This is a genomic window from Paraburkholderia rhizosphaerae, from assembly GCF_004366595.1.
Lineage (GTDB): Bacteria > Pseudomonadota > Gammaproteobacteria > Burkholderiales > Burkholderiaceae > Paraburkholderia > Paraburkholderia rhizosphaerae.
Genome location: NZ_SORE01000004.1, coordinates 147,489 through 167,182, shown reverse-complemented (window position 1 = coordinate 167,182; position 19,694 = coordinate 147,489). Strand labels below are relative to the sequence as shown.

Annotated in this window: 17 protein-coding genes; 7 read left to right on the top strand and 10 right to left on the bottom strand. The window is 64.1% G+C overall.

Annotation, left to right across the window (positions count from 1 at the left end):
* Positions 1-30: 30 nt before the first annotated feature.
* The 7 genes from BX592_RS06680 to BX592_RS06650 all read right to left on the bottom strand — a co-directional run bounded on the left by BX592_RS06680 (position 31) and on the right by BX592_RS06650 (position 8,737).
* Positions 31-1,455, bottom strand: a complete 1,425-nt coding sequence (locus BX592_RS06680; RefSeq protein WP_377681467.1) for a virulence factor family protein — start codon at positions 1,453-1,455, stop codon at positions 31-33.
* 164 nt (positions 1,456-1,619) lie between these two features.
* The gene (mprF, locus tag BX592_RS06675) at positions 1,620-4,235 is read right to left on the bottom strand and encodes a bifunctional lysylphosphatidylglycerol flippase/synthetase MprF (RefSeq protein WP_134190883.1); all 2,616 of its coding nucleotides are present in this window, start codon (positions 4,233-4,235) and stop codon (positions 1,620-1,622) included.
* Positions 4,236-4,621: 386 nt separating this feature from the next.
* A complete protein-coding gene (locus tag BX592_RS06670) occupies positions 4,622-5,404 on the bottom strand; it encodes a peptidylprolyl isomerase (RefSeq protein WP_134190882.1) in 783 nt (260 codons plus the stop codon).
* A 178-nt stretch (positions 5,405-5,582) separates the two neighbouring features.
* On the bottom strand, positions 5,583-5,906 hold the full coding sequence (locus tag BX592_RS06665; protein WP_134190881.1) for a BolA family protein: 324 nt from the start codon (positions 5,904-5,906) through the stop codon (positions 5,583-5,585).
* A 1-nt stretch (position 5,907) separates the two neighbouring features.
* Positions 5,908-6,438, bottom strand: coding sequence for a septation protein A (locus tag BX592_RS06660; protein ID WP_134190880.1), 531 nt, complete (start codon positions 6,436-6,438; stop codon positions 5,908-5,910).
* A 176-nt stretch (positions 6,439-6,614) separates the two neighbouring features.
* On the bottom strand, positions 6,615-7,034 hold the full coding sequence (gene msrB / locus BX592_RS06655; RefSeq protein ID WP_134190879.1) for a peptide-methionine (R)-S-oxide reductase MsrB: 420 nt from the start codon (positions 7,032-7,034) through the stop codon (positions 6,615-6,617).
* Between the two features lie 131 nt (positions 7,035-7,165).
* Positions 7,166-8,737 carry a protein adenylyltransferase SelO gene (locus tag BX592_RS06650; RefSeq protein ID WP_134190878.1) on the bottom strand — a complete coding sequence of 524 codons (1,572 nt, stop codon included), beginning with the start codon at positions 8,735-8,737 and terminating at the stop codon, positions 7,166-7,168.
* Positions 8,738-8,910: 173 nt separating this feature from the next.
* Between BX592_RS06650 and BX592_RS06645 the strand changes: the two genes are divergently transcribed.
* The 4 genes from BX592_RS06645 (at position 8,911) to BX592_RS06630 (ending at position 14,735) form a co-directional block, all read left to right on the top strand.
* Complete coding sequence (locus BX592_RS06645; protein ID WP_134190877.1) at positions 8,911-10,647, top strand: 3-(methylthio)propionyl-CoA ligase; 1,737 nt, start codon at positions 8,911-8,913, stop codon at positions 10,645-10,647.
* Positions 10,648-10,880: 233 nt separating this feature from the next.
* A complete protein-coding gene (locus BX592_RS06640) occupies positions 10,881-12,965 on the top strand; it encodes a 3-hydroxyacyl-CoA dehydrogenase NAD-binding domain-containing protein (RefSeq protein ID WP_134190876.1) in 2,085 nt (694 codons plus the stop codon).
* A gap of 59 nt (positions 12,966-13,024) precedes the next feature.
* Positions 13,025-13,651: a bifunctional nicotinamidase/pyrazinamidase gene (gene pncA / locus BX592_RS06635; protein WP_134191057.1), complete on the top strand. Its 627-nt coding sequence runs from the start codon at positions 13,025-13,027 to the stop codon at positions 13,649-13,651.
* A gap of 187 nt (positions 13,652-13,838) precedes the next feature.
* Positions 13,839-14,735: a DMT family transporter gene (locus tag BX592_RS06630; RefSeq protein ID WP_279589174.1), complete on the top strand. Its 897-nt coding sequence runs from the start codon at positions 13,839-13,841 to the stop codon at positions 14,733-14,735.
* A 27-nt stretch (positions 14,736-14,762) separates the two neighbouring features.
* Here BX592_RS06630 and BX592_RS06625 read toward each other — a convergent pair whose 3' ends face one another.
* The gene (locus BX592_RS06625; protein ID WP_134190875.1) at positions 14,763-15,272 is read right to left on the bottom strand and encodes an LEA/WHy family protein; all 510 of its coding nucleotides are present in this window, start codon (positions 15,270-15,272) and stop codon (positions 14,763-14,765) included.
* A gap of 200 nt (positions 15,273-15,472) precedes the next feature.
* Complete coding sequence (locus BX592_RS06620) at positions 15,473-15,766, bottom strand: GYD domain-containing protein (RefSeq protein WP_134190874.1); 294 nt, start codon at positions 15,764-15,766, stop codon at positions 15,473-15,475.
* A 439-nt stretch (positions 15,767-16,205) separates the two neighbouring features.
* Between BX592_RS06620 and BX592_RS06615 the strand changes: the two genes are divergently transcribed.
* Positions 16,206-16,508: a Dabb family protein gene (locus BX592_RS06615; RefSeq protein ID WP_134190873.1), complete on the top strand. Its 303-nt coding sequence runs from the start codon at positions 16,206-16,208 to the stop codon at positions 16,506-16,508.
* Positions 16,509-16,515: 7 nt separating this feature from the next.
* Positions 16,516-17,013, top strand: a complete 498-nt coding sequence (locus BX592_RS06610; RefSeq protein ID WP_134190872.1) for a PaaI family thioesterase — start codon at positions 16,516-16,518, stop codon at positions 17,011-17,013.
* 42 nt (positions 17,014-17,055) lie between these two features.
* Here BX592_RS06610 and BX592_RS06605 read toward each other — a convergent pair whose 3' ends face one another.
* Positions 17,056-18,024, bottom strand: a complete 969-nt coding sequence (locus tag BX592_RS06605) for a hypothetical protein (RefSeq protein WP_134190871.1) — start codon at positions 18,022-18,024, stop codon at positions 17,056-17,058.
* Between the two features lie 636 nt (positions 18,025-18,660).
* Between BX592_RS06605 and BX592_RS06600 the strand changes: the two genes are divergently transcribed.
* Positions 18,661-19,659 (top strand): NADP-dependent oxidoreductase, encoded by a 999-nt coding sequence (locus tag BX592_RS06600; protein WP_134190870.1) that lies wholly within the window; start codon positions 18,661-18,663, stop codon positions 19,657-19,659.
* The last annotated feature ends 35 nt before the right edge of the window (positions 19,660-19,694 follow it).

The window sequence follows — 19,694 nt, the reverse complement described above, 5'->3', positions numbered from 1 at the left end:
GCGCACGCGCTGTCTTCGATCTTCGTCGCTCTAGCCGCGCGACGCTAGCCCGCTTGCCGCTGCACCGCTTGCCGCTGCCGCTGCCGCGGCGCGCACCGCAATCTGCTTCTTCCAGCTCTCCACAATGTGCTTCGCGAGCGCATCGTAGTTTCCGCCGAAATGGTGATCTCCCGGCGTGCGCACGAGTTCAATGCCCGTCTTCGTCAGCGACGGGCACAGCGTATCTTCCTCTTTCTCGCCATACACGCACTGGATGATCGCGGGCGGCATCTTCGCCAGCTCGGGTTTTACCTGCAGCGCTTTATCGCTCGCCGGCATGCCGAGCCAGCCGGTCACGCGGATCTGAAAATCGGCATCAGGCGCGAAGCCAAGCAGCGACACGAACGAGACCTTCGCGCGCAATGCGGCCGGTAACCGGTTGTACGCGAACGGCATCACATCCGCGCCGAACGAATAGCCGACGAGCGCAATGTCACGTGCATGCCAACGCGAGCCATAAGTCTGAAGCACGCGCGCCAGGTCGTGGCTTGTCTGCGCAGGCGTCTTCTCACTCCAGAAGTAGCGCAACGCGTCCCAGCCGATTACCGAAACCCCTTGTCTCTGCAACGATTCGGCAATCGTCTTGTCGAGATCGCGCCAACCGCCGTCACCCGAGATCACGATGGCGAGCATGTCCGTCGGATGAGCCGCGGGCAATTCGATCAGCGGCAAATCCGACACGTCCTCCTCGCTTGACGCGCCGGCGCTCAGATGCGGTTCGGTCAGCGCGGCAAGACGCGCCGCCTTTGTCATGCCGGCCGCAAATGTGCGACGCGTGACGTTCGCGTTCGCACGGATAGTCGCAGTGGCGGCTGTGGCGGGAGCCGCCGCGACCGATGACGCGCCGACGCCGCGCTCCGCGCTCGTCACGCCCTGCGCGAGAAAGCCCGGCAGACCCGTGCCGCGGCTCAGGCCCGGATCGGCCGGGCAGGGCGCAAAGCGCGCATCGAGTGTGCCGTTCGGATCGAGCGACACCGCGCCGCCGATCGTATTCGCCGGCGCCTGTGCGAGTGCGCGTTCGGCAAGCAGCGCGCCTTCGCCGGTGCCGGCCAGGATCGGCGAGAAGTAGCGGCTCGATTGCACTTGCCGTTCAAGCTGGTGCCCGATGTCCTCGGCATCGCTATACAGGTTGTGGCAGCTTTCGTGTCTCGCTGTGGCGAGCTTCGCTGCGTACAGCCGCGTATCCACACCGACGACGAGCGCACCGTCGCGGGCGAGCGCGTCGGCCGCCTGCTGGTCGGACGGCGTCCAGCCACGCGCGTCGGAGAACAGCACGACAAAGCCGTGCATGTCGCCTGCGGGCTTTGTCACCGCGACGTCGCCATAACGGCCGCCCGACACCGACGCGACGGTTTGCGCGTGCGCGGCGGGCGCAACCAGCGCTCCGAGCGACGCGAGCGCGAGCAGTGTGGTCAGTGTGGCGCGCGCGCGGGATGCGACAGGAGAAGCACCGGAAGCGAAGCACGCACCCGACAGACCCGACGCGATAGATTCACCGGGAAGAAAGCGGAAGCCCGCCGTCGCGCGGCGCACAAGCTTCGCTGCACGACAACACGCCGCGCGAGCCAGAACGATAACCTTCACGACCGCGCCCCTCCGGCAAGCCGCGACAGATCCGCGAGCGTGAGGAACACGCTCATCGATCCCGATGCCGCCAGATAGCGCGGCTCCCAGCGCGGCTGGAACTTGTCCTTGAAGCCGCGCAACCCGCGGAAGTTGTAGAACCAGCCGCCGAAGCGCCACGCGAGCGCCGCGCCGCGATGCCATGGCGACGCGAGCGGCGTCGGACGCATCCCCGACAGCGGCGCGACCCCGAGGCTCAGCGAGCCAAATCCCGCGCTTTTCAGATGTAGCGCGAGCTGCGTGAACAGATATTCCATTGCATAGGGCGAAGCGCCCGGCAGGTGGCGCATCACGCCTACCGTCGCTTCGGTATTGAGATCCGTGGTCATGAACGTGACGAACGCAAGCGGCTCGCCGTGCTGGCGCAACAGCATCACCGATTGCGCGGCAAGATAACTGGCCGTGAACGCCGCAACCGAAAAGCTTTTCTCGCGCGCGACGCGGCTTGCGAGCCACGCGTCGGATATCTCGCGCAGCACGGGCAACGCGTCCGGCACGCGCGCGGCTTCGATCACTTCGATCGAGAAGCCGTCGCGTTCGCCGCGCTTGAGCGCATAGCGAAGATGCGCGCGATGCGAGCCTTTCAGTTCGAACGCGGGCAACGCGATATGCGCTTCTTCGCCGAGCTTCATCAGCGTGAGCCCCGCGTCCAGATAGAGCGGCAATGCATCCGCGCGCACCTGGTAGAACGCCGCGCGGCCGCCATGCGCGTGCGCCAGCGCGACAAAACGTTGAATCAGCGCCGGCCATTCGCTGCGCGGGCCGACCGGGTCGTGCAGCGCAGCCCACGTGCGTCCGCGTTTCGCGTACATCAGGAAAGCGTTGCGCGACTCGGAGAACAGGAAGCTCTTGTCGCCCATCATCGCGAGCACGGCGTCGCTGCGTTCCTGCGCGCGCACGACGCCGGCCGCTTCGATCAGATCGCCTTCAGCGGGTTTTTCGAAGCGCCCGGCAGCCGGGCGCAGCAACTGCCAGCACGCGAGCGCCGCCGCAAACAGGCTTGCGCCGAGCGTCGCGCGCAGCGCGCGTGGCGCGCGCTCGTCGAACGCAAATTGCCACCACAGATGATGCGAATACTCGACGTCGCGAAACGCGAACAGAAAGATCCAGACCGCGAGCGCGATCACCATGCCGACCGATGCGAGCCATCCGGGCGTAAAGCGCTCTGCGAACAGCGACGAATGGCGGTTAAAGCGCTCGCGCGTCGCGATCAGCAGCACGATCAGTACGCACAGCACGCCCGTTTCAACGAACGCGAGCCCCTTCGCCAGCGACAAGCCGAGGTTCAGCGCCGCGATCATCAGCGCGAGCCACCACGCGGCATCCAGACGCCTCAGCAGCCCGCGCGCGACGAACAGCAACAGCACGCCGAACAGGCTCGCCAGCATCTGTGAGCTTTCCATCACCCAAAGCGGCAACACCGTTTGCAGGATTGCGATGCGCTTTGAAAACGCGGGCGTCGCGCCCGAAATGACGAGCATGCTGCCGACCACGAACGTGCAGATCGCGAGAAACAGCGGCGCCAGTTGCGACACGCTCTTTGCGCCACGTTGCGCGAGCGCCGATGCACGCGCCGCCTGCTGCGCGCGTCCCTCGAAAGCAGCGAGCACGCCGGCGGACAGCACGAGCGGCACCCCGAAATAGATCGCGCGATAGGCGAGCAGCGCGGCCAGCATCTGCGGCGTCGGCACGCTCGCGCCGAGCACGCAGACCATCGCCGCCTCGAACACGCCGACGCCGCCCGGCGTGTGTCCGATCAGGCCGAGCAGCATCGCGGCCGCATAAACCGTCAGGAACTGACCGAAGCCGACATGTGCGCCCCCGTGCGGCAACAGCGTCCACAGCGCGACGCTCGCGGCCACCACGTCGGCGACCGCGAGCGCGAGTTGAGCGATCAGATCGCGGCGTGCCGGCACCGTGAACGTGAGCGAGAAGCGTTGGGTCAGCTGCACGCGCGTGGGCGTCGCGCGGCAAGCGACGATCAGCACCGCGAAACCCGCGAGCACCGCCGCGCCGATCATGCGCAGCGTGCCCGGCGCGAGCCCGATCATGCCGGAGAGTGTGCCGGCGCTGGCCAGCATGCCGGCTGCGGTCATCAGCGCGAGAGCGAGTGCTAGCGTGACGCTGGTGAATACCGTCATCTGGCCGACCTGCACCGGCGTGACGCCGGCCACGCCGTACACCCGGCAGCGCACCGCGCCGCCGGTCAGCGCGCCAAATCCGGTGACGTTGCCCAGTGCGGAACCGACCGTCGCGCCGACCCAAAGCGGTATGCGCGGCACTGTCGCGCCGACATAGCGCAAGCCGACCGCATCGCGCCCGACGAGCGCGACATAGCTAACCGCGGTTGCGCCGAGCGCACCCGCCCATTCGGGGGCGGACAGGTGGCACAACTGGACCACCACCGACCGGTAATCGACGGTTTGCGACAAATGCTGGAGGACAAGCAGCAGCAGCGCGCAAACCCCGAGCGCGCAGGCCGGTACGACGCAGCGGCGCCAATGCTGTGCGCCGGGCAGGCGCCTCACGCGTGCGAGAACGCGGTCGAGGCCGGATGAGACTGTGTCAGCCATGGATCGAATAATGGGGGATTCGCACTGTTCCGCTACGACCTCGAAATCGAGGCGCTGTCTCCGCAGCAGTGCATTGAATCCTTTGCAAACTTTTTATACGCATGGGTCCGGCCCGGCCGCATTGTGTTCCTTTCGACATTACGCAGCGGACCCGTCGCCGGTTCCATGTGTGCAAATATTGAGTAAAAAGGCAAACGGTTATAACGGCCGACTGGTTGACCAGCTTTAGAAAATTGTTTGGTGTTGTTTGAAAAACGTAAGGTTGACGTTGCGTCACCGCAAAGAAAAAACCCCATGCTGCGGGGAGCATGGGGTCTTCGTTGCAGGCCTGGGCGGCCCTGACAGCCCGGTTCAACCGGACTGCCGCAGACGTCGAAAGCCGCGCGTTATTGAATCTTCGCGTTCTTGCGCAGGCTTTCTTCGAACGCCTGCAGCTTTTCCTGCTGCATCTGCTGAACGATCTGCGCCTTCACCTGGTCGAGCGGCGGCGGCGGGGTTTCGCGCGTATCGTCGACGCGGATGATGTGCCAGCCGAACTGCGTGTGCACCGGCGTGTCGGTCATCTGGCCCTTCTGCAGCTTCTCGGCCGCCTCCGCGAATTCCGGCACATAGGCCTTCGGATCCGACCAGTCGAGGTCGCCGCCATTCTTCGCCGAGCCCGGGTCCTTCGAATATTGCTTCGCGAGGTCTTCGAAGCTCGCGCCGCCCTTGATCTTCGCGATCAGATCCTTCGCCTGCTGCTCGTTGTCGACGAGGATATGGTGCAGGTGATATTCCTTGCCGCTGCCCGCTTCCTTGACGAGCTCGTCGTATTTCGCCTTCACTTCCGCGTCGGTCGGCTGGTTGTGCTTCACGAAGTCTTCGATCAGCGCGCGCAGCACGACGGTCTGCTGCGCGACCGCGATTTGCGCCTTGACATCCGGGCGCGCGGGGATGCCGCGGCGGATCGCCTCCTGCATCAGAATCTCGCGGTTGATCAGTTCTTCGCGCACCGCTTGTTCGAGGTGCGGGGAATCCTGTTGACCTTGTGCCACCAGTTGCTGAACCAGCGCATCGGCGCGTGCTTTCGGAATCGGCGTGCCATTTACGACGGCGACGTTCTGCGCAAATGCGGGCGCAGCGGCGCACGCGGCCAGCAAGACCCAGTAGCGGGCATTTTTCAAGGTCATGGAGGTTCCTAACGGGCTAAATGGGGGGCTAACGTAATGGATGGTCGAAAACGGGGCGAACGTGGTGAATCGCAGCGGCGGCCAATTGGATCGACTCACAAACTCATCTGCGTGGCTTATGTGTGGCTTATCTGCGTGACGTGTTTGCGCGGCTTGTCTGCGAGCGTATCGGCAACGCTTATCCGGCCTGACGCGGCAGCCGCCTGAATTCTTCCGGCGTGTAAGCGGTGATTGCCAGTGCGTGAATGCCGCGCTGCATGGCGTCGGCCAGCGCATCATACACCATGCGATGGCGGGCCACCCGCGGCTTGCCCGCGAACGCGGCGGCGACGATCGTCACGCTGAAGTGACCGCCGGCGGCCGCGCCGGCGTGGCCCGCGTGCTGCGCACTGTCGTCGCGAACCGCGATCGATTCGACCGGCGCGAGCGCCGTGGCGAGGCGCGCTTCGATCAACGCAGCGCGCTCGGCGGGCGTGGCATGGAGGAATGCGTCGGTGCTCATGTCACTCTTCTTTCATATATTTCGCGAGCCACAGGCTCTGTCCGACAATAAACACGAGCAGGCAGCCGGTCGCGCCGAACAGCTTGAAGTTCACCCATGCGTCGGTCGAGAAGTGGTACGCAACGATCAGATTCAGAATGCCGAGCAGCACGAAGAACACCGCCCAGACGATATTCAGATGCCCCCAGATCCGATGCGGCAGTGTGATCTGCTTGCCCATCATCGCTTCGATCAGGTTCTTGCTGAACGCGAATTGCGACACGATCAGCACGACCGAAAACGCCCAGTAGAGCACGGTCGGCTTCCATTTGATGAACGTGTCGTTGTGCAGCACGAGCGTCGCGCCGCCGAACACGGTGACGACGCCGAGGCTGATCCACAGCATCGGATCGACCTTGCGATGGCGGAACGCCACCCACGCAATCTGCACCAGCGTCGCGCCGATCGCCACCGCGGTCGCGGTGAAAATGCCCCAGATCTTGAACGCAATAAAGAACAGGATGATCGGGAACAGATCGAACAGGAATTTCATTGTCAGGTCGGGAATCCGGGAGTGAAGCGCACATTGTGCGCGCATCGCCGAGCGCGTTGCAGTAAGGGCGGCCTGGCAGGCATTCAGTCATTCGCCGATGTGTCGCGGCGGCGGCTAACCGCCGGTGAACCGTCGGTTAGCCGTTCAGCCGCCGCTTCAATGTTGCATCGGCCGGGTTATTTCGGGTCGAATTGTAACGCAGCCGAATTGATGCAGTAGCGCAAACCGGTGGGCGCCGGACCATCCTCGAACACGTGGCCCAGATGCGAGCCGCAATTCTTGCAGCGCACTTCGATGCGCAGCATGCCATGCGAGCGGTCGGTGAGCTCTTCGATCACTTCGCCGTTGATCGGCTTGAAGTAGCTTGGCCAGCCGCAGCCCGCGTCGAACTTCGTATCGGATTCGAACAGCGGCGTGCCGCAAGCGACGCAATCGTAGATGCCGCGATCCCAGTGGTCCCAGTAGCGACCGGTGAACGGGCGCTCGGTCGCCGCGTGGCGGGTCACCTGGTACTCGGTCTCGGACAGCTGCTTGCGCCAGTCGGCGTCGTCTTTCTGCACGGGGTACGGGGTGGTTTTCGGATCGTCTGCGTTCATGGTCTCGTCCTGAGAAGAATGCGGGTCGGGCAAAGGTGCGCCGCGTGTCGCGCGGCCGCAGGTTTATGTCGCGCCGGCCGCGCCAGAATGACAGGCGCGCGCTAGTAACAGCAGCAACTGCGGCGCGGCCATCACGACGAACAGCTGACTTCCAGCGACGTCGCCCAATCAGGCGGCAGCGCCGCATAAGCGGCATGCTCGGGCTGTTCGTCGAACGGCCGGCGCAGCACGGCCGCGAGCCGTTCCACTTCGGAGAAATCTTTCTCTTTCGCGTGCCGGATTGCCGTTTCCGCAAGGTGATTGCGAAGCACAAACTTGGGGTTCACGCGGTTCATTGCAAGCGCACGCGACGTATCGTCGCGTGCGTCATGTGACAGCCGGGCGCGGTAGTCGTTCGCCCACGCGTCGAATGCGGCGCGATCGAGAAACAGGTCGCGCGCCGCCGCATCGCCGCGCGCGTCGTGCTTCGACATCTGCGCGAGGTGACGGAACGTCAACGTGAAGTCCGCGCGGTTCGCATGCATGATCTCGAACAGCTTGTTGGCCAGTGCGTCGTCGCCTTCGCGCGCGGTCTCGAGGCCCAGCTTGTCGCGCATGCGGCCTTCGAGCGCCGGCGCAAAGCGTGCCTTGAAGCCTTCGAGCACGCGTTGCGCGTCTTCGACCGCGCGCTCGCTGCGTTTGCTTTCTTCGTAGCGCGCGCCGAACAGCGGCAGCAGCCCTTGCGCAAGGCAGAAGAGATTCCAGTACGCGATCTGCGGCTGCATCCGGTACGCATAGCGGCCTTGCGAATCCGAATGGTTGCAGATGTGGTTCGCGTCGAAGCCATCGATAAAACCGAACGGACCATAGTCGATCGTCAGACCAAGGATCGACATGTTGTCGGTGTTCATCACGCCGTGGCAGAAGCCGACCGCCTGCCATTGCGCGACCAGGTCCGCGGTCGACAGCACCGCTTCGTGCAGCAGCGCGAGATACGGGTCGTCCGCGTCGCGGCACGCCGGATAGAAGCGGTCGATGATGTGATCGGCCAGCGCGCGCAGTTCGTCGATCCGATCGTGCGAGTAGAAGTGCTCGAAATGGCCGAACCGCACGAAGCTTGGCGACACGCGCGTGACGACCGCCGCCGTTTCCATTTCCTCGCGGCGCACGGGCTGGTCGGAACCGGTCACGCACAGCGCGCGCGTGGTCGGAATGCCGAGGTGATGCATCGCCTCCGAGCACAGAAACTCGCGAATCGACGAACGCAGCACCGCGCGGCCGTCGCCCATTCGCGAGTACGGCGTGCGGCCGCTGCCTTTCAACTGCAATTCATAGCGCGCGCCCGCGTGTTCGACTTCGCCGAGACCGAGCGCGCGGCCATCGCCGAGCTGGCCGGCCCACACGCCGAACTGGTGGCCGGAATACACCGACGCGTACGGCAACGCCGCGGCGGGCCATTCGCGCGTCGGGTTGCCGGAGAAATAGTCAGCGAAGCCCGGCTCGCTCGCGAGCGTCGCCGGAAAGCCGAGCAGCGCGGCGGTTTGCGCGGAAAAGCCGACCACATACGGTGCGGGCAGCGGCGCGGCGGGCAAGCGCGTCAGAAAAGCGGAGCCGAGCTGCGCGAATGCGCCGTTGCGCTGGCTCGATATCGCCGACGCGACCAGATCGAGCGGACCGGATGCGGCGGTGGCGGGAAATTCGGCGGTGCCTGGTGAAAACGTCATATTGAGCGCCTCTTTAATAGCCGATATTGTAAATCCGCGTGTCAGACGCTGCAGGCCGCGTACTTGCGTCGCATACGCGCGGTCTCCGGGCGGCGCTCCTGCGACGCCGCGTGGGAACGGAAACTGCAGCCACCGCAGGTGACGATCATCAAGACAACCAACGGGATATGCGCATGACGGCGCCGCTGCAAGGTCAGATGATGGATGTGCCGTTGACGGTGTCCGCGCTGCTGACGCACGCGGCGCGCTTCTATGGCACGGTCGAGATTGTGTCGCGGCGCATCGAAGGCGATCTGCATCGCTATACGTACCGCGATTGCGAGCGGCGCGCGAAGCAGCTGGCACAAGCGCTGATTGCGCTCGATGTGCAGCCGGGCGAGCGCGTCGCCACGCTGGCGTGGAACGGCCACCGGCATCTGGAAACCTACTACGGCACAACGGGCTTCGGCGCGGTCTGTCACACGATCAATCCGCGGCTCTTTCCGGATCAGATCGCGTTCATCATCAACGATGCGCAAGACAGCTATGTGCTGTTCGATGCGCCGTTCGCGCCGCTCGTCGATACACTCGCGCCGCAATGCCCGCACGTGCGCGGCTGGATTGCGCTCACGGATGACGCGCGTCTGCCCGACATGCGCACGCCGGTCCTGAGCTACGAGACGCTGCTCGCGCCGCACGACGGCGAATTCGACTGGCCGCGCATCGACGAGCGCAGCGCATCCTACCTGTGCTACACGTCCGGCACGACCGGCCATCCGAAAGGCGCGCTGTATTCGCATCGCTCGACGGTGCTGCATGCGTACGGCGCCGCGCTGCCGAATGCGCTGGCGCTGTCCGCGCGCGACGTCGTGCTGCCGGTTGTGCCGATGTTTCATGTGAACGCATGGGGCATTCCGCATGCGGCGCCGCTCGCAGGCTCGAAACTGGTGTTGCCGGGCAAGGATCTCGACGGCCGCTCGCTATATGAGCTGATGGAAGCGGAGCGCGTCACGTTTTCGGCGGGCGTGCCGACCGTCTACCTCGGACTACTTGCGCATTTGAAGGAAACCGGCGCGCGTTTTTCGTCGCTCGAGCGCACCGTGATCGGCGGATCCGCGTGTCCGCCCGCGATGCTGCGCACCTTCGAGGACGACTACGGCGTCGAAGTGATTCACGCGTGGGGAATGACAGAGATGTCGCCGCTCGGCTCGCTCGTGAAGTTGACCAGCGAAGAGGAGCAACGGCCGCGACGCGTACAGCGCGCACTGCGCGAAAAACAGGGCCGTGCCGGGTTTGGCGTCGATATGAAGATCGTCGGCGACGACGGCCGGGAATTGCCTTGGGATGGCGTCGCGTTCGGCGATCTGCATGTGCGTGGCCCATGCGTGATCGACCGTTATTACCGTGCCGATACGTCGCCGCTGATCGACGGCTGGTTTCCGACCGGCGACGTTGCGACGCTCGACGCCGACGGTTTTCTGCACATCACCGATCGCAGCAAGGACGTGATCAAGTCCGGCGGCGAATGGATCAGTTCGATCGATGTCGAGAATGTCGCGATTGCGCATCCGGCGGTGGCTGAAGCCGCGTGCGTCGCGGTTGCGCATCCGCGCTGGACCGAGCGGCCGCTGCTCGTCGTCGTGAAGCGCCCGCACGCCGATGTGACGCGCGACGAACTGCTGGCGTTCTACGCAGGCAAGGTCGTCAGATGGTGGATTCCCGATGACGTCGTGTTCGTCGACGAACTGCCCCACACGGCGACCGGCAAGCTACAGAAGCTGAAGCTGCGCGAGCAGTTTCGCGACTATCGGCTGCCGTCGGCTCTCGCCGACGCGGACTGTCCGCTGGCGGATGCAACCGCCGCTGCCGATCCGCACGCGACGGCCGGACCGGTCGAAGAGGGCGTCGGCGCGCGCCGCTCGCGTCGCTAGATGCCGCGCATCGCGCGAGCCCGTCCAAATTGAACGAACGTCGGGCTCTGTGTATGCTGCGTGCTCGCTAGAAGCGTTCGCCGGAGATCGCGAACCGTGACATAGATCGTCGGCGTAAAGCCAGCGTCGCGCGCATCGCGTGCGCGCGGTATGCGGCGTTCGCGGACAAGCGGAGACAAGCGGAGACAAGCGGAGACAAGCGAAGACAAGCGAAGACAAGCGGAGACACACAGATGGCAGTCGACTACACGACGCACGACGGCGTTGCCGTCATCACGCTGAACAACCCGCCGGTGAACGGTCTGGGCCACTCGACGCGGGCCGGCATCGTCGATGCGCTCGAGCGCGCGCAGCAGGACCCGGCGCTGATCGCCATCGTGCTGACCGGCGCCGGCAAGGTGTTTTGCGGTGGCGCCGACATCACCGAGTTCAACACGCCGAAAGCGACGCAGGAGCCGATGCTCGGCGCGGTGATTCATGCGCTCGAGCGCAGCGCGAAGCCGGTGGTTGCCGCACTGCATGGGGTCGCGCTGGGCGGCGGCCTCGAACTCGCGCTGGGCGCGCATTACCGGATCGCCGCACGCGGCACGCAGATCGCGCTGCCGGAAGTCAAACTCGGCATCTTGCCCGGCGCCGGCGGCACGCAACGATTGCCGCGCGCGGTCGGCTTGCAGACCGCACTCGAGATGATCGTGTCAGGCAAGCCGGCGATGGCGGAGACGCTGGCGAATACCGCGCTGTTCGACAAGGTCGTCGATGGCGATCTGCTCGCCGCCGCGCTCGCGTTCGCACGCGAAGCGGGTGCGCGGCCCGGCCCATACCCGAAGCTGCGCGAGCGCGCGATCGATCATCCGGATGCGGCGGCTTGCATCGAGTCCGCGCGCGAGCAGATCGCACAGACCGCGAAGCACTTTCCAGCGCCACATAAATGCATCGATGCGATCGAAGCAGGCGTGGTGCATGGCTTCGACAGAGGGCTCGCATTCGAGCGCGAATGCTTCGTCGCGCTTGTGCAGTCGCCGGAAAGCCGCGCATTGCGGCATGCATTTTTCGGCGAACGCGCCGCGAGCAAGATCGCCGATGTACCGTCAGATACCGCTACGCGCACGATCGCGCAGGTCGCGGTGATCGGCGCGGGCACGATGGGCGGCGGCATCGCAATGAGTTTCGTCAACGCGGGGCTGCCGGTCACGCTGATCGATACCAGCGAGGCAGCGCTCGAGCGCGGCCTCGCGACGATCCGCAAGAACTACGACACCACTGTCAAAAAAGGCAGGCTGAGCCAGCAGGCAGCCGACGAGCGGCTTGCGCGCATCAGTGCGTCGACATCGTACGACAGTCTGACTCACGCGGACCTGATCGTCGAAGCGGTATTCGAAGATCTCGATGTGAAAGAGCAGGTGTTTCGCCGCATCGATCAGTTGGCGAAGCCGGGCGCGATTCTCGCGTCGAACACATCGACGCTCGATCTGAACCGGATCGCCGCGTTCACGCAGCGTCCGCAGGACGTGGTCGGCCTGCATTTCTTCAGCCCGGCCAATGTGATGAAGCTGCTCGAGGTCGTGCGCGGCGCGCAAACCGCGAAGGACGTGCTCGCGACCGTGATGAAGCTTGCGAAGAAGATCGGCAAGACCGCGGTGGTCGCGGGCGTCTGCGACGGCTTTATCGGCAACCGGATGATCGAGCAGACCATCCGTCAGTCGCTATTCATGATCGAAGAGGGCGCGCTGCCCGCGCAGGTCGATCGTGCGATCGAGGCGTTCGGATTCGCGATGGGGCCGTTCCGGATGAGCGATCTGGCCGGCAACGATATCGGCTGGGCGATTCGCAAACGGCGTTATCGCGAGCACCCGGCGCAGCGCTATTCGACGCTCGCCGACCGGCTATGCGAGCTCGGGCGCTTCGGGCAGAAGACCGGCGGCGGCTGGTATGACTACAAGGCGGGCGAGCGCAGCGCGATGCCATCGCAACTCGTCGACGACATGATCGTCGCGCATGCACGGCAAGCCGGCATCGTGCGCCGCGAACTGACCGACAATGAAATCGTCGAGCGGCTCGTGTTTGCGCTCGTCAATGAAGGCGCGAAGATTCTCGACGAAGGGATCGCGGCAAGAGCATCCGACATCGATATGGTCTACCTGACCGGATACGGTTTTCCGCCATGGCGTGGCGGCCCGATGCTGTACGCGGATATGCTCGGTCTCGCCGAGGTCGAGCGCGCGATTCGACGCTACGCGGCGCAGCCGAACGGCGACGCGTGGGAGATTGCGCCGGGCCTGGTCGCGCGGGCAGCGCAAGACCGTCGTTTCAACGGATAATCCGGGGCTTCTGTCACAACGATCAAGGTAAGGAGATGACAGCGGAACCGAAGTTCAGGATCAACCAGGCCGACGACGTGCTGCTGGTGGTCGATTTGCAGAACGACTTTATGCCGGGCGGCGCGCTCGCGGTCGCGCACGGCGACGAAGTGGTGCCGCTTGCGAACCGGCTCGCGCGCCTGTTCACTCACGTCGTGCTGACACAGGACTGGCACCCGCGCGCGCATATCTCGTTCGCTGAAAATCACGCGGGCCGCAAGCCGTTCGAGTTCATCACGCTGCCTTACGGCGAGCAGGTGTTGTGGCCGGTGCATTGCGTGCAGCAGACGCCGGGCGCCGCGTTTCATCGCGATGTCGATATTCCGCACGCGCGTGCGGTGATCCGCAAGGGACACCATCAGCATGTCGACAGCTATTCGGCGTTCGTCGAAGCCGACCATACGACGCCAACCGGCCTGACCGGCTACTTGCGCGACACCGGTGTGAAACGGGTGTGGTGCTGCGGGCTCGCGACCGACTTTTGCGTTGCGTGGTCGTCGCTCGATGCGTGCGCCGCCGGGTTCGATGTCGCGGTGATCGAAGACGCGACCCGTGCGATCGACCTGAACGGCTCGCTCGATGCCGCGTGGCGCGAGATGAACGCGGCCGGCGTGCGGCGCGTGCGCGCGGCGGATCTGCTGGGCTAGCGGCGTCGCGCTGCCGCTGCCGGCGAGAGCGGTCTCGATGCGGATCACATAGGGCCGCTGCGGCGTGTAACACCGGTTGCATTCACAACCAGTCGAGTGCGGCAGCAATGAGCCGTGCTCTGCTTGACGCAGCGCATGAGGTCCCGCATGATCAGCGGCCCTTGATGTCTATTCTCATTGCGCGCCCGTGTCCGTCTCCGTCGCCCGTCCGCATGCCGTCAATTCGCGCAGCATCGTGCAGATTCTGCTCTCGATGTTTTGCTTCGCGCTGGTCGATGCGCTCGCGAAAACGGTCGCGCTGCATTATCCGGCCAATGTGCTGACGTTCTTCCGCATGCTGTTCGGCCTCGCGCCGGCGATTGCGATGTGCATGTACGGCACGCCGTTGCGCGAAAGAATCAGAACGCTGAACGTCCGCCGGCAGACGGTGCGTGCGCTGACGCTGCTTGTCACGCTCGGGTTGTTTTTTGCCGGGCTGCCTTATGTGCCGTTGTCCGAAGCGGTTGCGATTCTCTACTCGGAGTCGTTATTCGTGATTGTGCTGGCGCCGCTGCTGCTGAAGGAAACGCTGCGGCGCCGCGACGCGGCGGCGGCCGCGATCGGTTTTATCGGCGTGCTGCTGATCGTGCGGCCGAACGGCAACCAGGCGAGCTGGCTGGGTCCGCTGCTGCTTATTCTCAGCGCGATCACCGGCGCGCTGTCGATTATCCAGATCAAACACTTCAAGCCGACTGAAGACTCGAGCGTCGCGGTGCTGTACTTCACATTGATCGGCACGCTCGTGAGCGGGATGTCGCTGCTGTTCCTGTGGCGCACCCCGACGCTCGATGCGCTCGCGCTAATGGCGCTGATCGGCATTCTCGCGGGTACCGGCCAGATCCTGATGACCGTCGCGTTCCGCAACGCCAGCGCGAGTGCGCTCGCGCCGTACAACTACACGAGTATCGTCTGGGCGACGCTATTCGGCTATCTCGCGTGGGGCGAAACGATCGGGCTGGTATCGGTGGCCGGCATCGCGCTGGTTGTCGGCAGTTCGATCGCGGTGGCGTTGCGCGGCAAGACCGTTGACGCGCCGCCAGCGTGAATCATCAGCGTGCATGGAGAGCATGCGTCACGAAGGCACGCCGACGGCGGGGAACGGTATGGATAGCGAGCCCTGGTCGGTAAACCGCGTACCGCCGCCGATGCCGCTACCGGCGAGCCGGCCACGCAGGATGTACTGGATCTGACCGTATTGCTCGCGGCTGACGAACTCGAAAATCTGCTGGAGCGCGGTCAGCGCGGAGACCGTCACGGGCACGCTGATAATCGTTTCGCCGAATGCCGGTACGCTGCCCGACGCGGGACTCACGCCGCTCGCGAATGCCTTGCCGTTGACTTCCATATCGACGGAAACGCCGCTGTAATCGACCGGTGCGCTGCTCGGGTTCTGCACGCGCAGCTTCAGATTGAAACGCGCTTCCATCCCCTGGCTCTCGAGGGGTTCGAGGCCGGCCACGTTCACGCGCAGCGGTTCGCTGCCGAACCATCCGGCGCAACCGCTCAACGAACCGGTCACGCCTGCAAACGCAAAGACGATAACAACGAAGCGGAACAACCGGACAGCGCGATCAGTGAGCATGGCCTGCACCTCGACGAGAGCGGAAATCTGCGAGCCATTGTACTGGGGTGGCCGGATTCGGGCGCTAACGCGTGGAGCGGCGCGCTCGCGCACGGCAAACGCCGCCGCATCGGCCTCACGCGGTGATGCGGCGGACGGGCTGCAACCGGTCGGGTCATGGAAACGGTTGTGGTGTAACCGGCTGCGGCGGCCTTGGCCTCTTACTTCAATCCGCCGAGGATACGTTCCATCTCGTCTTCGCCGAACGCGCGCAGTGTCGATGTGCGCACATTGCCTTGCAGCCCGAGCGCGAGCCCGACGCGGGTAGCGGTTTCGTCGTCGGGGCAGTCGAGCGAAACCACGAGGTCATACGCGCCTAGCGTCCATTTGAACGTGCCGAGCGTGGCGCCAAGTCCCTGCGCGACCTCGCGGAACGCGTGTGCGCGCTTGACGGTGTCCTTCACGGAGCGGATGCCCTGATCGGTCCAGTTGACCAGCATGATGTAAGTAGCCATATTGCCCTCGCAAAACAGGGTGGCGATATACCGTGCGCGCCGCCGCGGCGAACCGCGGGAGGCCGCATGAGTGTGCGAACGCGTCGCTGCTCATGCGTGGTCTGCTTCGATAAAAACAGGCGCCATATGGCGCACGGGCCTGATGACGCCGCGCTGCAAGCGGGCTGCGCGCATGCGGGCGGCGTGTTCGATGCGTGATGCCGGGGATGGCGATGGGACGAGGCGATGCAGAAAGTATAGGAAGCGCTGCAACGGTCTGCGCCGGTCGGTGTCCTGGCATGCGTCTGTTTTTTCCGCCCGGGCTCACGCGCGGTGCGAACGGTTGTGCGGGTCTGCCGCATCGCAATGAATAGTGCGCGGTATCATTTGTCGATGCGAGGGCGCCGCGGCGGTGCCCGTCCCGCATGGATCAACAACGATTATCGACAAGGAGAAGACCGTGATTCGTCACATCGTGATGTGGAAGCTGAAGGAACAGGCCGAGGGCGCGACGCGCGCGGAAAACGCGGTGAAGCTGAAGGAAAAGCTCGAAGGCTGCCGCTCGATCGTTCCGGGCATCCTGCATCTCGAAGTCGGGCTCGCCAAGCCGGGTCTCGAATCCACGTACGACGTCGTGCTGGTCTCCGATTTCGCCGACAAGGCCGCGCTCGACGCTTATCAAATCCATCCGACGCACGAAGCGCTGAAGGCGTTTGTCGGCAAGGTGCGCGAGTCGCGCGAATGCGTCGATTACGAAATGTGATTGCTTTATGACTGAATCGAAACGCGCGGCGACGCAAGGGGCCGTTGCTGCGCCGCCGGCCATTGAGAGTCCGTTCGTCGACCACCTTGGGGTGCGGGTGGTGGCAGCGGCGGATGGCGTGAGCGAGGTCGTGCTGCCGCTTGCGCCTGATCATCTGAATACGTGGAATGTCGCGCATGGGGGCGTCACGATGACGCTCGCGGACGTTGCGCTGGCAATGGCGGCGCGAAGTTTGTCCGCCGACGGAGTCGGCGTTGTGACCGTTGAGATGAAGGTGAATTTCATGCAGCCGGGACGTGGCGAGTTGCGTGCGACCGGTCGGGTGCTGCATCGGTCGACTACGATGGCCTATTGCGAAGGGGAGATTCGCGATACCGAAGGCCACTTCGTCGCCAAAGCGCTGGGGACGTTCAAGTATATGCGGCGGCTCGCTGTCGGCCGTGATGTCGTGCAGCAGCGACGCAGGACGGATCCGGCTGCGAAGCCGGGGCCGAGCGATGGTTGAGATGGGGTACTGGACGGCAGCGACGCCGTCCGTTTTGCTGCGTTAGTGCGTGAGCGCGATGGCGAGGCGCTGCGCGATGAAATCCGCGGCGACCTGGTTGTACGCCGCGCCCACTGCTTCATGCACGTCATCTGGCATCTGTAATCCGCCGTTATAGACCGCGCCGTTGTACTCGATGTACGGCAATCCGTTGGACGTGGCCGGTTTCAGCCAGCGATAGCCGCCCATCATCTCGATCGTTCCTCCCTGGCTCGCCTGCAACGTTTCGAGCGACGAAGGGCTAGGGCGTGTAATGCTGAGGTTGATCCGAAGATGTTGCTTCAAGACGGTGTATGGCACCTGGTATATCTGCGCGCCGGTCGGCATCGGCGCATTGTCCTGACGCACCGGCATGAGTCCATTCAGCGTTGCGTTTTCGTCCTGACTGACGACAGCAGCAACCGACTGTCCTGACACGTCCTGCACCTTGATTGTTACGCGGTAGAGCGGGGTGGACATACCCGTCATCCCGAGGTCATACCCCTGCTGCAACCGCTTGAATATCTTCGAATTCGTTCCGATGTTGGTTGACGCTGCGCTCTGCGATGTAAAAGCCCCTTCGTCCGTGATGAACACAACAGATTCAACGTACGGCACGTAGCCACCTGCTATCGCATTCGTGGTCTGCGTGAAGTTCGTGTCCGCTTCTCCGGTCACGTAGTAACGGCGCCGGCCAGAGGTTGTCTGGTTCATCAACGGCAAACCGTTCGCATCATGAGCGGTGTCGAACTGGTAGTAGCCCTTGCCTGCGCCGTCCATGAAAATGCTGTCGAAGAAAGCAGCTGCCGTATCTGCCGGCGCGTTGGCACCGGATGGTGCTGGCCCGGTGCTGTCGGCCGCCACAGTCCCGGTGGGGTTGTTTCCGTCGCCGCCGCATGCAGCGAGCATGATGGCTGACACGAGCATCGCCGCGGCTGTGCACTGGTGCGCGATTCCCGACCCTGGTTTCTCTGACTTTCCTGCTTCCGCCATCTTCTTCTCCTTTTTTGCATGGCCTGGATTTGCACTACGGGACAATTTACGGATCAGTAAGGTATCTGAAGATTTGCGTCAGTTGTGTCAAGAATTGTCAAGGCATCGCGCCGTTGCAACACATCGCAATCCTGCGAATTTGTCCGGTTACGTTGGGCGAAGTGATGTGCATCGGACGGCTGAAAGAGTCCGTATGAGTGTCCTGCAAATCGGCTAATCCCGTTCAGAACGCGCGGGTCGGCGGCTTGGAAAGCGTGCGGGATAAGGTTTTGCTGAGGAATGGCTTTTTCAGGATAATGCGCTCAGCAGGCGCGGCACCGACGCTCATTACGGAGCGAGTCCCGAAGGAGGCCACCTTTGGGAACAATGAAAGTGGTTAAAAGAATGCCACTTCGAGGAATGCCGCTTCGGCCCTAAGCGGGCACCGTTACGGCATGGGTACGGGCCCCTGTGACTCGCCACCTTTTATTTGTCGTGACAAAGGGTTCACTCTGCCGTTGCGCGTTGCGCGTTGCGCGCGTCCCGGTTGCATGCAGTGCCTGTTTCTCGCGATATTGTCTGTTCCAGCTCTGAAGTGCTGCGCCGCGCTGGCGCCCTTTGGCAGTTAACCGCATCAATACGAAGTAGGAGACTGCAATGACCGCGATCAATCGTCAGATTCTGCTCGTGTCGCGCCCGCAAGGCGCGGCCACCGCCGACAATTTCCGGCTCGTTCAGACGCCGCTCGCACCGCTTGGCGACGGGCAGTTTCGTGTGCGTAACCACTATCTATCGCTCGATCCGTACATGCGCGGTCGCATGAACGACAGCAAGTCCTACGCGAAGCCCCAACCGCTCGATCAGGTGATGATCGGTGGCACCGTCGGCGAAGTTATCGAGTCCCGGCATCCGTCGTTCGCCGTTGGCGATAAAGTGGTCGGCGTGCTCGGCTGGCAGGAATTCGGTACCTCGGACGGCCAGGGCGTCATGAAGGTCGACGATGCACACGTGCCGCTCTCCGCGTACCTCGGCGCGCTCGGCATGCCCGGCGTGACCGCGTGGTACGGGCTCAATCGCATCATCGCGCCGCGCGCTGGCGAGACCGTCGTCGTGAGTGCGGCGAGCGGCGCGGTCGGCAGCGTGGTCGGACAACTCGCCAGGCTCGCCGGTTGCCGCGCGGTCGGTATCGCCGGCGGCCCGGAAAAATGCCGGTATGTCGTCGAGACGCTTGGTTTCGATGCCTGCGTCGACTATAAGGCCGGCCACCTCAGCGAAGACCTCGAGCGTGCGACGCCCGACGGCGTCGACGGCTGCTTCGAGAACGTCGGCGGCGAAGTGTTCGATGCCACCCTCACGCGAACGAACGCGTACGGCCGCATCGCCGTCTGCGGGATGATCTCCCGCTACGACGCGCAGCCCGTGCCGCTGCTGCACGTCGACGCGATTCTCACGCAGCGTCTGACGGTGCAGGGCTTTATCGTGTCCGAACACCTCGACGAATGGCCCAACGCGCTCAGGCAACTGGGCGACCTCGTCGCGCAAAAGAAGCTGCATTACCGGGAGAGCGTGGCCGTCGGACTCGATGCGGCGCCGCAGGCGTTTCTCGGCATGCTCAAAGGACAAAACTTCGGCAAGCAGCTCGTCAAGCTGATCTGAGCACGCGGCCCGCTGCATTCATCGGCGCGGTGTTT